16 protein-coding genes are annotated in these 13,081 nt (G+C 66.4%); 6 read left to right on the top strand and 10 right to left on the bottom strand.

Annotation, left to right across the window (positions count from 1 at the left end):
• Window positions 1–102: 102 nt before the first annotated feature.
• Entirely contained in the window at window positions 103–1,536 is a 1,434-nt protein-coding gene (locus tag OVA13_RS05330; RefSeq protein WP_267792758.1) for a class II fumarate hydratase, read from the top strand.
• 18 nt (window positions 1,537–1,554) lie between these two features.
• On the opposite strand, the gene OVA13_RS05325 is transcribed toward OVA13_RS05330, so the two are convergent.
• The 8 genes from OVA13_RS05325 to OVA13_RS05290 form a co-directional block, all read right to left on the bottom strand.
• Window positions 1,555–1,977 carry a hypothetical protein gene (locus OVA13_RS05325; RefSeq protein WP_267792757.1) on the bottom strand — a complete coding sequence of 141 codons (423 nt, stop codon included), beginning with the start codon at window positions 1,975–1,977 and terminating at the stop codon, window positions 1,555–1,557.
• A 66-nt stretch (window positions 1,978–2,043) separates the two neighbouring features.
• A complete protein-coding gene (locus tag OVA13_RS05320; protein WP_267792756.1) occupies window positions 2,044–2,730 on the bottom strand; it encodes a DUF2884 family protein in 687 nt (228 codons plus the stop codon).
• A gap of 17 nt (window positions 2,731–2,747) precedes the next feature.
• The gene (locus OVA13_RS05315) at window positions 2,748–3,593 is read right to left on the bottom strand and encodes a DUF4097 family beta strand repeat-containing protein (RefSeq protein ID WP_267792755.1); all 846 of its coding nucleotides are present in this window, start codon (window positions 3,591–3,593) and stop codon (window positions 2,748–2,750) included.
• A 46-nt stretch (window positions 3,594–3,639) separates the two neighbouring features.
• On the bottom strand, window positions 3,640–4,299 hold the full coding sequence (locus OVA13_RS05310; protein WP_267792754.1) for a YggN family protein: 660 nt from the start codon (window positions 4,297–4,299) through the stop codon (window positions 3,640–3,642).
• 62 nt (window positions 4,300–4,361) lie between these two features.
• Complete coding sequence (locus tag OVA13_RS05305; RefSeq protein WP_267792753.1) at window positions 4,362–5,354, bottom strand: ABC transporter permease; 993 nt, start codon at window positions 5,352–5,354, stop codon at window positions 4,362–4,364.
• On the bottom strand, window positions 5,351–6,226 hold the full coding sequence (locus OVA13_RS05300) for an ABC transporter ATP-binding protein (protein WP_267792752.1): 876 nt from the start codon (window positions 6,224–6,226) through the stop codon (window positions 5,351–5,353). Before OVA13_RS05300 ends, OVA13_RS05305 begins: the two co-directional genes overlap by 4 nt.
• Entirely contained in the window at window positions 6,226–6,588 is a 363-nt protein-coding gene (locus tag OVA13_RS05295; protein WP_267792751.1) for a GntR family transcriptional regulator, read from the bottom strand. The genes OVA13_RS05300 and OVA13_RS05295 overlap by 1 nt, the downstream gene beginning before the upstream one ends.
• Before the next feature lie 3 nt (window positions 6,589–6,591).
• Window positions 6,592–6,849, bottom strand: a complete 258-nt coding sequence (locus OVA13_RS05290) for a hypothetical protein (protein WP_267792750.1) — start codon at window positions 6,847–6,849, stop codon at window positions 6,592–6,594.
• Between the two features lie 166 nt (window positions 6,850–7,015).
• Between OVA13_RS05290 and OVA13_RS05285 the strand changes: the two genes are divergently transcribed.
• The 5 genes from OVA13_RS05285 to OVA13_RS05265 all read left to right on the top strand — a co-directional run bounded on the left by OVA13_RS05285 (window position 7,016) and on the right by OVA13_RS05265 (window position 10,915).
• The gene (locus tag OVA13_RS05285; protein ID WP_267793452.1) at window positions 7,016–7,546 is read left to right on the top strand and encodes a glutathione peroxidase; all 531 of its coding nucleotides are present in this window, start codon (window positions 7,016–7,018) and stop codon (window positions 7,544–7,546) included.
• Between the two features lie 79 nt (window positions 7,547–7,625).
• Window positions 7,626–8,561 carry an FKBP-type peptidyl-prolyl cis-trans isomerase gene (locus tag OVA13_RS05280; RefSeq protein ID WP_267792749.1) on the top strand — a complete coding sequence of 312 codons (936 nt, stop codon included), beginning with the start codon at window positions 7,626–7,628 and terminating at the stop codon, window positions 8,559–8,561.
• A 43-nt stretch (window positions 8,562–8,604) separates the two neighbouring features.
• Window positions 8,605–9,957, top strand: coding sequence for a UDP-glucose dehydrogenase family protein (locus OVA13_RS05275; protein WP_267792748.1), 1,353 nt, complete (start codon window positions 8,605–8,607; stop codon window positions 9,955–9,957).
• Window positions 9,947–10,189 (top strand): SlyX family protein, encoded by a 243-nt coding sequence (locus OVA13_RS05270; RefSeq protein WP_267792747.1) that lies wholly within the window; start codon window positions 9,947–9,949, stop codon window positions 10,187–10,189. The genes OVA13_RS05275 and OVA13_RS05270 overlap by 11 nt, the downstream gene beginning before the upstream one ends.
• A gap of 57 nt (window positions 10,190–10,246) precedes the next feature.
• On the top strand, window positions 10,247–10,915 hold the full coding sequence (locus OVA13_RS05265) for a DUF2058 domain-containing protein (RefSeq protein ID WP_267792746.1): 669 nt from the start codon (window positions 10,247–10,249) through the stop codon (window positions 10,913–10,915).
• Window positions 10,916–11,006: 91 nt separating this feature from the next.
• On the opposite strand, the gene OVA13_RS05260 is transcribed toward OVA13_RS05265, so the two are convergent.
• Both OVA13_RS05260 and OVA13_RS05255 read right to left on the bottom strand, forming a co-directional pair.
• The gene (locus tag OVA13_RS05260) at window positions 11,007–12,206 is read right to left on the bottom strand and encodes an MFS transporter (protein ID WP_267793451.1); all 1,200 of its coding nucleotides are present in this window, start codon (window positions 12,204–12,206) and stop codon (window positions 11,007–11,009) included.
• A gap of 16 nt (window positions 12,207–12,222) precedes the next feature.
• Window positions 12,223–12,927: a hypothetical protein gene (locus OVA13_RS05255; RefSeq protein ID WP_267792745.1), complete on the bottom strand. Its 705-nt coding sequence runs from the start codon at window positions 12,925–12,927 to the stop codon at window positions 12,223–12,225.
• Window positions 12,928–13,081: the final 154 nt, after the last annotated feature.

Raw genomic sequence — 13,081 nt, 5'->3', positions numbered from 1 at the left:
TTACCCCGGGAAGGCCATGGCGCGGTCTGGCGTATCCTGTCGGCCCGCCAGCCACCGGTCCGCATGCCGGCGTGCAAGCCGTGAATCCCCCAGGAGACGGTGATGACCAGCAAGAAGACCACGGGCACGCCCCGTAACGGCCGTACGCGTATCGAACACGACAGCATGGGCGAGCTGCAGGTGCCCGCGGATGCCCTGTGGGGCGCGCAGACCCAGCGCGCCGTGCAGAACTTCCCCATTTCAGGCCGGCCGATGCCGCGCGGCTTCATCCGTGCGCTGGGGCTGGTGAAGGGCGCCGCGGCGCAGGTCAACGCCGACCTGGGGCTGCTGCCCAAGGGCATCGCCAGGGCGGTGCAGGCGGCGGCACAGGACGTGGCGTCGGGTACGCATGATGCGCAGTTCCCGATCGACGTCTACCAGACCGGTTCGGGCACGTCATCGAACATGAATGCCAACGAGGTAATCGCCACGCTGGCATCGCGGGGCGGCAAGCCGGTCCATCCCAACGACCACGTCAACCTGGGGCAGAGCTCCAACGACGTCATTCCCACCGCGATCCGCGTGGCCGCGCAGCTGGCGGTGGTGGAAGACCTGCTGCCGGCCATCAAGCATCTGCGCAGGACCATCGATGCGCGCGGCAAGGCACTGGGCAAGGTGGTCAAGACCGGCCGCACCCACCTGATGGATGCGATGCCGCTGACGTTCGGGCAGGAGTTCTCGGCATGGTCGGCGCAGCTGGCCTCCGCGCAGGCGCGCATCGAGGACACGGTGAAACGCGTGCGCCGGCTGCCGCTGGGTGGCACTGCCATCGGCACCGGCATCAACGCCGACCCGCGCTTCGGCGCCCGTGTCGCCAAGGTGCTGTCCACCCTGACGGGCACCCGCTTCGAGAGTGCCGCCAACAAGTTCGAAGGGCTGGCGTCGCAGGATGATGCCGTCGAACTCTCCGGCCAGCTCAGTGCGCTGGCAGTGGCGTTGACCAAGATCGCCAATGACCTGCGCTGGATGAATTCCGGCCCGCTGGCCGGCCTGGGGGAAGTGGAACTGCCCGCGCTGCAGCCCGGCAGTTCGATCATGCCCGGCAAGGTGAACCCGGTGATTCCGGAAGCCACGGTGATGGTCTGCGCGCAGGTGATGGGCCACCACACGGCGGTGACGGTGGCCGGCCAGACCGGCAATTTCCAGTTGAACGTCACCCTGCCGCTGATCGCCGCCAACCTGCTGGACGGCATGCAGTTGCTGGCCAATGTGTCGCGGCTGCTGGCGGACGACTGCATCGCCGGCCTCCAGGTCCGGCAGGAACGGGTCAGGGAAGCACTGGACCGCAATCCGATCCTGGTGACCGCGTTGAATCCGGTGATCGGTTACGAAAAGGGCGCGGCCATCGCCAAGCAGGCCTACAAGCAGAATCGTCCGGTGCTGGACGTGGCCCGTGAAGTGACCGGGCTTCCGGAGAAAACGCTGAAGCCGCTGCTGGACCCCGCGGTGCTGGCCAAGGGCGGCATCCACGGGAAGCCGGGCGGCGGAGCCGGTTAGGGCCGCCGTCGCGCGGCATCACTCGCGCGGCGGCCACTCACCGGGGATCTTCATGCCGGAAAGCATGCCTAGTGCGCCTTCGCACACCTGCTGCTTCTGTTCCGGCGTGCCGTTGTCCAGCCGGCCAAGGCGCTGGGAAAGCGTGCGCGCGCGATACCCGGCCAGCGTGTCGCCAGGCGCGAACTCGGCCAGCGTGAGCAGCCGTCCGCGTTCGATCTGGTCCTGGTGCGTGTTGACGTAGCGGAAGTACAGCGGCGCGGCCCGCGGGAGGTAAGTGGCATCCAGCGCGGTGCATTTCTCGATCACCACCGGCATGGCGAACGTCGCGACATAGGCGATGTGGTCCTGGAAGGCACGCTCGCGCCCGGGATCCACGGCGTCGACTGCGTATGCGGCAGGCATGGCCAGCACCAGGGTCGCGGCGAGCAGAGCGGTCTTCATGTCGGGTGTCGTCCTTGTGACGCGTTGGGGGGGGGCGTGCGTGCCGGGCAGCAGCGCACGCCAGGGTCAGGGCTTGGGCGCTTCTTCCGGGGTTGCCGCGGCAGCGTTGGCTTCGTCGGCGGCATTCATGCGCTCCGACGCGTTGTCTCCGTCGCCCTTGATCGCCTGTCCGATGCTTTTACCCACCTCGTTGCCGGCTTCATAGCTGGCCGTCTGGTCGCTGCGGCAATCCTCCACGTCGCCGCTGTCCATGCTGGCGTAGGGGGTGAACTCCGGTAGCGCGGCCGCCAGGTTCTGCTGCGCCTGGTACAGGCCGGGCAGGCGGTCGCAGATCTTCATGGCTTCGGCTTCCACCTTCTTGGCTTCGGCTTCGATTTCCTGTTCGATCCTGTCGGGTTCGCCACTGAAGATGCCCTTGACCGCGGCACCCACGGCCTTGCCGGCGAGCTTGGCGCCTTCTTTGCCGGTGGCGATGCCGGCATCGGCAATGCCGCCCAGTTCGCGGTGATACGCCACCAGCAGCGCGCGCTGCGAGGCATTCACGGGCAGCTTCTTGCCATCGACGATGAAGTCACCCTCGGCGGTGATCTCGGCTTTGGGGGCGCCCTCTGCCGTCAGGGTGATGTTCTTGCCCCAGAGCGCGGTGGACCTGGTGCGGCCGGCATCGTTTCCGCCGGGCCCGCAGGCTGCCAGCAGCAGGACGGACAGGGTGATCGGGAGCAGGGCGATACGCCGGTTGGTGATGGATTTCATGGTCGGTCCTTTGGGATTCATTTCTTCTTCGGCGTGTCGATGGGGCCGCGCACGTCGTTGTGACCGATCGAGCCGCTGCCCACGGAGCGAACAGTGAGCCCGCCGCCGACCGCGCGCGCATCGACGTCGCCCGAGCCGATCGAATCGACGCCGACACTGCTCTTGACGTCGCGCACGTCGGCGCCACCGGACCCGACGGAGCCGATCTGGACGTCGCCCTCCACGCCGGTCACTTCGAAGCCACCCGAGCCGATGCTGCCGACCTCCACCGCGCCACGCACGCCATGCGCTTCCAGGCTGCCCGAGCCGATGGAAATGACCTTCAGCTGGCCGACGTCATGCAGTTCGATGTCACCCGAGCCCACGGACGCGGCCACCAGGCCCCGGATGCGATGCGCGCTGACGTCGCCGGAGCCCACGTCGATGCTGAGCACCGGCGCGCCACTGACGGAGGCGTCGCCCGAGCCGACTTTCAGCTGCACCGGAATGGAGTCCGGCACGCTGGCGGTGAGCGTCTGGTAGGCGTAGTTCTCCTTGAAGGAGATGCCGGAGAAATGACCTTCGCGCCAGGCACGCACCAGCAGCTTGTCGCCCTCGCGTTCCTGCGTGAGTTTCAGGCCGGCCAACGCGTCCGCGGAAGATGCGCATGCCTTGCCGGCAACGTGGGCCCTGGCACCGGGCGTAGCGTCCAGCTTCAGCTCATGGGGCCCAATGTCGAAGACCACGGCCTTCACGCCTGCCAGGTCGAGCGCCAGCTGCCGCGGCGCGCTCTGCTTGCAATGCGGTTCCTGTGCCGCCGCGGCACCCGCAGCAGTCAGGGCCAGCAGGGCCAGCAGGGAAGAGGCAAGGGAAGTAGGGCGCATGCTGGATTGTCCTCGCGTGGAAGGTGGCGGATGCAGGCGTTTGCGGTCAGAAATTCCAGTCGGTGTTGTTCATGCAGTCGTCGACATCCGCCTGGTCCATGGTGGCGTACGGCGTGAACGCGGGCAGCTTGGCAGACAGCGCCTGCTGGGCCGCGAACAGGCCGGGCATGCGGGCGCAAAGCTGCTCCACCTTCGGCTTGAGCTTGGCCTTGGCCTCGCTGCCAACCTGCTTGCCGATCTCGTCGCCGGACTGACCGGCCAGCACGCCCTTCAACGCCATCGCGGCCGCATCGATGCCGATGCTGGCGCCTTCCATGCCGATGGCCATGCCATCGCCCACCACTTCCAGCAACTGCGCGCGATAGGCCAGCACCAGCGTCTTCTGTTCCGGCGTGGTGGCCACGGCCTTGCCTTCGATCAGCAGTTCACCCGACGGCGTGATTTCCGCCTTGGGCAGGTTCTGCTTGTCGTTGCGGTTGAGGGAGATGTTCTCGGTGGCCAGCTTTGCGCGGGCCGCATCGATTTCCGTGCGCGCCTGCTGTAGTTCCTTGCTGGCCTGGCCCAGTCCCTTCTGCGCCTCGTCCATCGCCTTGGCGGCGATGCCGGTGGGCGCTGACGCGCCCTTGTCCTGGGCGGGCTGGCAGGCGACCAGCAGCAGGGCGCCGAGCAGGCAGCTGGTACGCAACAGGGCGGATGACGTGCGCATGGGGAACTCCTTGGATGCGTGTGGGGTGCGGGCGGCGGTGTGCGCCGCCCGCGGATGGTGGCTTACTCGGCTTCGCGCCAGCGGCGCAGGTAGATGGCACCGGCGATCAGGGCCACGCCGATGACCGCGCCGATCCACAGGTCGGCCGTGGCGAAGGCATTCCAGCTGCGCGTCAGGTCGATGGCATTGGCCAGTTCGTTCGGCGTGTTGATTTCCACGTTCGGGTCGGCCGGGCCTTCGCCGATGGCGGGGAACCAGGTGCCCGGGACCACGCTCAGCAGGCCGCGGAAGACCACCGTGTACCAGATCAGGTCGTGGCGGATGTCCAGGCCGGGCAGAATCTCCATCATGCTGATGATGATGCAGCCCAGTACCGGTACCAGCACGGCCCACAGGAACGGCTTGGAGCGCGCCCAGGCGGAGCAGAACATCAGCCAGCCGACGGTCGGCAGCGCCCAGAACACGTACACCGGCAGGGACGCGATGGCACCGCCGATGATGCGCAGCGGGTGCGAGTGGGTGAACACCGCGCCGGCCGCTGGCAGTCCGTTGACCGTGATGGTCAGCGCCGAGATGATCCACATCGCCACGCCGATCAGCACGCCCACGCCCACCGCCAGCAGCGGTGCCAGCAGCAGCGCCCAGGCCAGCTTGGACAGCACCATGTGGCTGTCGGACACCGGCAACGACTTCCAGAACAGTACGCTGCGGTCGCGGCGGTCGTCATACAGCGTGCCCAGGGCGTAGAAGAACACCACGAAGGCCAGCACCACGCACGCCAGCATCACGCCCGCCAGCAGCACGCCGTCGCCGAAGGCGCCGAGGATCTCGTGGGCCTTCTCGGGCGCATCGTCCAGCCTGAAGCCCCCGTCCGAACGCCGCGCCGCGATGCTGCCGATCACCGCCAGCAACAGGTAGAGCGTGGTGACGATGCCGCCGGTGATCACCGGCGCCCAGAAGAAGCCACCGCGGTTCTCCCAGAACTCGCGCTTGAGCAGCCACTTGAACGCGCCCGGCTTGGAGGTCTTGCCCATGGTTGCAGTGACGGCGTTCATGCGTAGGTTCCTTTCATGATGGCGACGAACAGGTCGGCCAGGCCAGGGGTGCGGGTTTCGCCGAAGGCGGCCAGTTGTCCCTTCGGCACGCCGTCGAACAGCAGCACGGTCTTGCCGAACGGCAGGGCGCGCTCGTCGATAGGTTTCAGGGCCCGGGCCTGGTCGACGGTGTCGCCGGTGACCAGGACCTCGGTATAGCGTTCGGCCACTTCATCCATCTGTGCGGTCAGCGCGATCTTGCCGTCGCGGATGAACATCACGTCGGTGAGGATGTGTTCGATCTCCTCCACCTGGTGGGTGGTGACGATGATGGTCTTCTCTTCGTCGAAGTAGTCTTCCAGCAGGCGCTGGTAGAACTGCTTGCGGTAAAGGATGTCCAGGCCCAGCGTGGGTTCGTCCAGCACCAGCAGCTTGGCGTCGATGGCCATCACCAGCGCCAGGTGCAGCTGCACGATCATGCCCTTGGACATTTCGCGCACGCGCAGGTTGGGCTTGAGCTGGGTGCCGGCCAGGAAGCGGTCGCACTTGGCGCGGTCGAAGCGTGGATGCACGCCGGCGACGAAGTCGATGGCTTCCTTCACCTTCATCCAGCGCGGCAGCACGGCCACGTCGGCGATGAAGCAGACATCGTTCATCAGCTGGTCGCGCTGTTCGCGCGGGTCCAGGCCCAGCACCTTCAGTTGGCCCTCGAACGGGGTCAGCCCCAGGATGGCCTTCAGCGCGGTGGTCTTACCGGCGCCGTTGGGACCGATCAGGCCGATGATCTTGCCCGCCTCGATCTCGAAACTGGTGTTGTCCAGCGCAAGCTTGTTCCGGTAAGCCTTGCGCAGGCCGTGGGCCGACACCACGGTATTGGCGATTGCAGCGCTCATCACTTGTTCCCCTTGGATTGCAGCAGATCTTCTAAGGACAGGCCCAGGCGCTCGATGCGCTCGGCGACGGCCGGCCATTCCTCGGTCAGGAACCGCTCGCGCTCGCTGCCGCGCAGCTTCTTGGACGCTTCGTCGGTGACGAACATGCCCAGACCGCGGCGCTTTTCCACCAGGGCTTCGTCAGCCAGTTCCTGGTAGGCGCGGGAGACGGTGATCGGGTTCAGCTGGTACTCGGCGGCGACCTGGCGGACCGAGGGCAGTGCATCGCCCGGCTTCAGGATGCCGTCCAGCATCATCGCGATGACGCGATCCTTCAGCTGGCGGTAGATGGGAGCGCCGTCGCTCCATTGAATGGACGTCATGGCTTATCCCCTGGGACGCAGTGATTGGCCGAAGGAGAAGTAGGGCATGGACAGCGATGCCCGGGCGCGGCGCTTGTGCTGGCGTGCGGGCTGGCCTACTTCACCGGTGATCTCGCGGGTCTCCGCTTCCAGCGCGCCGACCAGCGCGGCCGGCTCTACCTCGGCGGTACGATTGCCGGACGCGGTGGCCAGCAGGCCCAGGCCCAGCAGCAGGCCGCCGACGGCCAGGCTGGGCAGGGTGTGGGTGAGTTTCTGGTTCATGGCGACCCCCCTGATTGGGTGAGTGGTGTTGTATTTAACTATAACACCGAAACACAGGGCGTCAATGGGGTCTGCCGGTTTTGTCACCCAACTGAAGGCATACTTGTCATGTTCGCACTAGTGGAGTGGGGTCATGATGCGTAATTATTTGAAATTGCTGGCTTTTATGGCAGTCCTGGCGGTTGCCGCGACGGCTCTGGCGGCCGGTTTGCTGGATGTCAGCTACCGGCCGCTGGCCGGAAAAGCACCTGTCAACCTGAAGGAACGCTATGCGGGGCAGGTGCTGCTGGTCGTCAATACGGCCAGTAAATGTGGCTACACGCCGCAATACGAAGGGCTAGAAGCGCTCAACCAGCGGTACGCCGCGCAGGGTTTCGCCGTGCTGGGCTTCCCGTCCAATGATTTCAGGGGACAGGAGCCGGGCAGCGAGAAGGACATCCAGGAGTTCTGCACGCTGACCTACGGGGTGAAGTTCCCGATGTTCGAGAAGGTCAAGGTGACCGGTGACGATGCCACGCCGCTGTATCGCGCGCTGACGGCCTCCACCGGTGTCGCGCCGGGATGGAACTTCCACAAGTACCTGATCTCGCGCGATGGGCGCGTGGTTGCCAACTTCCCCAGCAAGGTGAAGCCGGATGATCCGGCGCTGGTCGCGGCGATCCAGCGCGAGCTGAAGGCACCGCGCGCGGTGAAGTAAGGGATGCCGTCGGTCGTGTCCGGCGTGCGACAATAACGGTTTGGCGCCGTTCTCGCGGCGCGGGTTCCAGGAGTGAAGGATGAAGCAGTCGGTTCGCGGCGCAGCCGTGTTGTTGGCAATCACGATTTCGATGCTGGGAGGCAGCGTGTCTGCACAGGACAAGACGGCGCTGGTAAGCGACCGCGACAAGGTCAGCTACGCCATCGGCGTGGATGTGGGCAATTCGCTGCAGCCGGTAGGCCCGTTCATCGACGTGGCGGCCTTCGAGCGCGCGTTGGTCAATACCTTCGCCGGCAAGCCGCCGCTGATGTCGGAAGACGAGGCGCGCGCGACCGACCAGCTGCTGCGCGCGAACCTGGCGGCGGCCGACGGTGCCCCGGTACCGGGCATGGCGCCGGGCAGCAAGCCGCCGGCGGTGGACAAGACCAAGGTGGGCGTGTTCCTGGGCACCTACGTGGTCGGCCCCTCGCTGATGCCGTTCAAGGATGAAGTGGACACCGCCGTGCTGGCCCAGGCCGTGCGCAACGTGGCCGGCAAGAGCGGCACGCCGCTCCTGACCGTCGAGCAGGCCCAGGCCGAAATGCAGGCGTACCTGGCCAAGCGCCAGGGCGCACATGCACAGCGCAACCGCGAAGATGGTGCGAAGTTCCTGACCGCCAACAAGACGCAGAAGGGCGTCATCACCACGCCGTCTGGCCTGCAGTACATGGTGCTGCGCGAAGGCAACGGCCAGCGTCCGATGCCGACCAGCCGCGTGCGCGTCAACTACGAAGGCAAGCTGCTCAACGGCACGGTGTTCGACAGCTCCTACCAGCGCGGCCAGCCGGCCGAGTTCCCGCTCAATGGCGTGATCGCCGGCTGGACCGAGGGCGTGTCGCTGATGCCGGTGGGTGCCAAGTACCGCTTCTGGATTCCGTCCAACCTGGCATACGGGCCGCAGGGCGCACCGGGCGGCACCATCGGCCCGGACGCGACGCTGACGTTCGATGTCGAGCTGATGGGCATCCTGCAATAACCCTCTGCTTTATTCGTAATCCCCTGACTTCGGAAACGCGCTGATGCGTGTCGCGATCTTCGGTACCGGCTACGTGGGCCTGGTGACGGGTACCTGCCTGGCCGACGTGGGCCACGATGTGGTCTGCGTGGACATCGACCAGGCCAAGGTCGATGGCCTCAACCGGGGCGTGGTGCCGATCTACGAACCCGGGCTGGCGTCGATGGTGAAAGCCAACCACGCCGCCGGGCGCCTGCGCTTCACCACCGATGCCGCCCAGGCCATCGGCCACGGCGAACTGGTGTTCATCGCCGTGGGGACGCCGCCCGACGAGGACGGCAGTGCCGACCTGCAGTACGTGCTGGCGGTGGCACGCACCATCGGCCAGCACATCGAACGCCCGACGGTGGTGGTCAACAAGTCCACGGTGCCGGTGGGCACGGCGGACAAGGTGCAGGCCGCCATCCAGGCCGAACTGGAGCAGCGCGGCAAGGCCATCGCGTTCGACGTGGTGTCCAACCCCGAATTCCTGAAGGAAGGCGATGCGGTCAACGACTGCATGCGTCCGGACCGCATCGTCATCGGCGCGGCCAGTCCGTCGGCGGTGGAGAAACTGCGCCGCCTGTATGCGCCGTTCAACCGCAACCACGAGCGCATCGTGGTGATGGATGTGCGCTCGGCCGAACTGACCAAGTACGCGGCCAACGCCATGCTGGCCACCAAGATCAGCTTCATGAACGAGATCGCCAACATCGCCGAGCGCGTGGGCGCCGACGTGGAGCAGGTGCGGCAGGGGATCGGTTCCGATCCGCGCATCGGTTGGCATTTCATCTACCCCGGCGCGGGCTATGGCGGTTCCTGTTTTCCCAAGGACGTGCAGGCGCTGGCGCGCATCGCCCAGCAGACCGGCTACCAGCCGCGCCTGCTGGAGGCGGTGGAAGCGGTCAACGACCACCAGAAGGGCCATCTGTTCGAACTGATCCAGCGCCACTTCGACCGGGGCGAGGACGAAGGCGTGCGTGGCAAGACCTTCGCCGTGTGGGGCCTGGCTTTCAAACCCAATACCGATGACATGCGCGAAGCCTCCAGTCGACGCCTGCTGGCCGAGTTGTGGGAAGCCGGCGCGACCGTGCGCGCCTATGACCCTGAAGCCAGCCACGAGGCGCGGCGCATCTTCGGCGAGCGCGATGACCTGGTGTTGTGCGAAAGCGCCGCCGATGCGCTGCAGGGCGCCGATGCGCTGGTCGTGGTGACCGAATGGAAACAGTTCCGCAGTCCCGATTTCGCGCGCCTGCAGCAGGCGCTGGGGGATGCCGTGATCTTCGACGGCCGCAATCTCTACGACCCGGCCGAGGTCGAGGCGGCGGGCCTGGCGTACTACGGCATCGGCCGAGGGAGATCCGTCCGTGCAGAATGAATTGCCGCTGCCCGGCAGTGCGCTGGAACTGCGCCTGGTCGAACTGGAAACCCGGCTAGCGTTCCAGGAACACGCACTGGGTGAACTGAGCGAGGCACTGGCCGACGCGCGTGCCGAGAACAGCCGTACCGCCGAACTGCTGCGCCACATGCTGGAAGACCTGCGCAAGGTGCGCACCACGCTGTACGACGACCACGATCCCGCGGACGAACCGCCACCGCCGCATTATTGATACGCTTGGGATGCGCCCGCCACGCGGCGCTGCATGTCCCCCACAACGAAAGCACGCATGAGCGATTCACTCAAGGATCAACTGCTGGGCCTGGGCTTCAAGCCTGCGCCCAAGCCCGAGCGCAAGCCGGAACAGAAGCGCGACGGCCAGAAACCCGGTGGGCACAAGCCGGGCGGCCAAAAACCCGGCGGGCCCCGGTCTTCGCCAGCGGGGCAGGGCAAGCCCGGCGAGCGGCCGGCGCGAAGTGGGGCGCGGCCGCAGGGTTCGCAGCCTCCCAGGCCACAGGGCAAGCGCAGCGCCGGGGAAATGGACCTGGCCAAGGCCTACGCGATCCGTGCGCAGCGCGAGAAGGACGAACGCATCGAGGCCGAACGCGTCAAGCAGGAAGAAGCCCGTCTCCGGCGTGAGGCCAAGGCCGCACTGGAGGTCTTCCTCAAGGACAAGTCGCTGAACGATGCCGAGGCCGACATCGCAAGGCATTTCGAGTACGGCGGCAAGATCAAGCGCGTGTACGTCAACGCCACCCAGCTGAAGGCGCTCAACGCCGGTGAACTGGGCGTGCTGCAGCAGAACGGGCGCTATCTGCTGGTCACCGCCGCCGTGCTGGCCGAAGCCGAAGCCATCTTCGCCCCGGCCGTGGCCCTGAAAGTCGACCCGAACGCGCCCGCTGGCGACGACCCCTACGCAGATCCGCAATACCAGGTGCCTGACGACCTGGTGTGGTGACCATCGCGTCAGCCGCCGTGGGGGCGCCGTAAGTCGCGACTATCATCTGATCCAACAACGCCATTGCGGTGCGACGACTTGTGGTCGCGCCTTACGTCGCTCCCCCAGCGGCTCTCGACGCATGCCTCACCAGCCAATGCCACACGATTAGTGCGGCCAGCAGAGCGATGGCGGAAGAGGCGAGAAAGGCGGTTTCGCCACCGAACCGCCAGAGCTGGCCGGCGATGAGCGCACCGGCCACGCCACCGACACCCGAGGACAGGCCGTAGAACACGCCTTGTCCGTGGCCATTCATCCGGCCCGGGAAGAAGCGCACCAGCAGTTGCATGGCGGCGGCGAAGAACGCGCCGAAGTTGAGCGCATGCGTCAGCTGCGCCAGCACCATGATCGGCAGGCTGTCGGGGAACAGCGCCGTCACGCACCAGCGCAGTGACGCGCTCAGCAGCGCCACCATCAATACCCGTCCGGCATCCCAGCGGCGGAAGATGTGGCTGGACAGGAAGAACACGCCGATCTCTGCCAGCACGCCCACCGACCACAGCATGCCCTGGGTGGACGTGGCATAGCCGTGCTCGGACAGGTAGATCGAGAAGAACGTGTAGAACGGGCCGAACGAGATCTGCGCCAGGAACGCCGCCACGAAGAACGCGATGACGGGGGGCTGTTTCAGGCGCACGCGGAATCCGTCCTCCGGATCGACCGCCTTGTGTTCGGGCTCGTGCGCATACCGGTTGCCAAGCGCGGAGAACAGCACGCCTGCCAGCACCGGCAGCATCAGCCAGGGCAGTGCCGCGACGCCCAGCTGATCCTGGTCGATCAGCCAGCCGAACACGGCCACCACGACGATGAACCCGATCGATCCCCACACGCGGATCAGGCCGTAGCGGTCGCTGCGTGCGCCCAGATGCGACATCGTGATCGCTTCGAACTGCGGCATGACCGCGTTGTAGAAGAAGCAGTAGGCGAACATCACCGCGAACAATCCCGCGAACGCCATCGGCAGCAGGAACAACGTGAAGCAGGCGAGTGCCAACAGGCAGCCCAGGTGCAGCCAACGGATCGGGTGCGGTGATCGTGCAGCCAGCGTGGTCCAGAGCGTGGGGGACACGATGCGCGTGGCATACCACAGGCTCATCAGCACGCTGATCGCCGCCGCGTCCAGGCCGCGCGACTGCAAATAGAGGCCCCAGTAAGGCGTGAACGCGCCCAGCACGGCGTAGTAGCTGAAGTAGAAGCTGGACAGCCGGGCCGCCGGATACGCCGGTGCGGCCGAGCCCTCGGGTGGCGGCATCGTCATCGCGCGGTCGTCACAGCAGGTCTTCGACCGACGCATGCAGCACATCGTCCACGCGGTGTGCCAGGCGCCGCAAGCGGGAGATGCCCAGGTCGCGGATCAGGGAGTGCGTCTGGTGCGGCAGCGGCGAGTCGTACAGATCATGCGGGGCGATGTTTTTGCCGGGCACGCCGGGGATGAAGTCCAGTCCGGCCGCGGCATAGCAGTGCTGCACCAGCGCGGAGCAGTACAGCGCGCCTTCCTTGGCCAGCAGGTTGTTGCGTTGCCGAAGGCGCGTGCTGTGCATGGCGAACAGCGTGCCGACCAGCTCGCTGAGCGAATAGCTCGACAGGCCGGCCAACAGGTCCAACCCCGCGATCTGCAGCTGCTTCACCTGAGTGGCATCCAGGCCGAAATCCAGGATCGCCACATTGGGGAAGAGGTCGTCGTCGAAATAGCGGTCGGCGCGGTTTTCCTGCACGCCCAGCCGGATCTGCCGGTAGCGCAGGTCCAGGTCCGATTCCAGCACCCACCAATGCCCGTCGATACGTTGTTCCATGAAGATGAAAGCATGCGACCAGAGGCTGCGATGGCCATCGCCGGTGAGGGGCGCCTGCGCCTTGCGGATAAGGGTGTTGATCCAGTCGCGTCCACCGGAGAGCCCGATGCGGCCGGCAGCGGCGTGGCGCTTGATGAAGGCCGCATTGGCGCTGGGTGGGGCAGTCAGGGCAGGGTGCATCCGTTCGGTTCCTGGCGGGCGGTCGGGAACCGCATGGCGAGCCTGTGCATTCTAGCCAGCCAGGGGCGACGGGTCGCCAGGTGTCATACGGCTTTCATCACTCCCGTCTTCAATGCGCGGGCCACGACGGGTGGCGAGCGGGACGGATCGGCAT

The organism is Pseudoxanthomonas sp. SL93 (genome assembly GCF_026625825.1).
Taxonomy (GTDB): domain Bacteria; phylum Pseudomonadota; class Gammaproteobacteria; order Xanthomonadales; family Xanthomonadaceae; genus Pseudoxanthomonas_A.
This window is presented reverse-complemented; position numbering and strand designations above follow the sequence as displayed.